This window comes from Amycolatopsis sp. NPDC006131 (genome assembly GCF_040614175.1).
GTDB classification, from domain to species: domain Bacteria; phylum Actinomycetota; class Actinomycetes; order Mycobacteriales; family Pseudonocardiaceae; genus Amycolatopsis_E; species Amycolatopsis_E tucumanensis.
Genome location: NZ_JBEXTX010000259.1, coordinates 1 through 1,032 on the forward strand (window position 1 = coordinate 1; position 1,032 = coordinate 1,032).

Sequence of the window (1,032 nt, forward strand, 5' to 3'; positions counted from 1 at the left end):
CTGCCCGGTGGCCGGCACCGCCGCGGCGCCGACCGAGCCCGGCGTCAGCAACGCCCCCGCCGTCAAGCTCGTCGCCATCGGCCTGCCCAGCACCGTGGCTGCCTCATCCACGTCGACGGCGGCCACACCGGGATCGAGGGCGACGTTGACCTGGCGCAGATCCTGCGGGACCAGCGTGTGGCCGACCGGGACGTCGCGGGCAAGCGCGAGCACTGCCTGGCGTTCACCCGAATCGAGCGAGAACAACACGAAACCGCCCGCGCAGACCAGAACGAGCAGGACACCCAGCAACAGGTGCGGGAGACTGCGGCGCCGTCCGGCCCCGCGGAAGCGCGAGGTGGTCTTGCCGTCGCTCACCCACCGGTCCGGAGCTGCGTCCGGACGGGTCGTGGTGTTGGTGCTCACGCCGGTACCTCCAAGAGGCAAAGGGATAGTGCGCCGCGTCGCTGCCGCGAGCGGAGTCAGTTCGTTCGTCTGAGCGGCCGGTCAGCCGCCGCCGTTGTTCAACGCCTGAGACTCCGCCACCCGGAAGCTTGCGGTGCTCGTCGTGGTCATCTCGGGAAAGGTCCCTCCCTGGCCCGCCCCGGACCAGGTGACCGTCCACCGGACGGTCGCGGTCACGCCGAACGCCTGTCCCGGCTGTTCCGCCGACGAGCGCCGGTAGACGTGACCGCAATCCGGCGACGGCGCCGCAGGGTCGGTACCGGCGGCGTAGGGCGTGCCGGCACCGCGGCAATCGACCGTGGAGCCGTCCCCCATCGACCAGGTCACCGAGCCCGGTGTCGCGGTCGCGGTCACCGAAACCCCGGGCACCGACGCGGTCGCCGACACCGGAGCCCAGCCGCTCGACAGCCACATCCACGTCGGCAGGTTCACCAGCTGATCGCCCGCCGGGTTCGCCGAGATCGTCGGCGAGGGCAACCGCAGCTGACCCCGCGCCATCTGCGCCAGCTCCTCCGGCGACGGCAGCTGTGCCGCACCCGGCTGCTGGCCATCGGGTATCCAAACCGGAGGCCGGTACAGCGTGTCCGC

1 protein-coding gene and 1 pseudogene are annotated in these 1,032 nt (G+C 72.0%); both read right to left on the reverse strand.

Features of this window, described 5'->3' with window-relative positions:
- Positions 1-357 (reverse strand): SAF domain-containing protein (locus ABZ215_RS43860; RefSeq protein WP_354956884.1); only part of this gene is annotated, 357 nt, incomplete at its 3' end.
- A 129-nt stretch (positions 358-486) separates the two neighbouring features.
- Positions 487-1,032, reverse strand: a pseudogene (locus tag ABZ215_RS43865) (hypothetical protein); the annotation flags it as partial.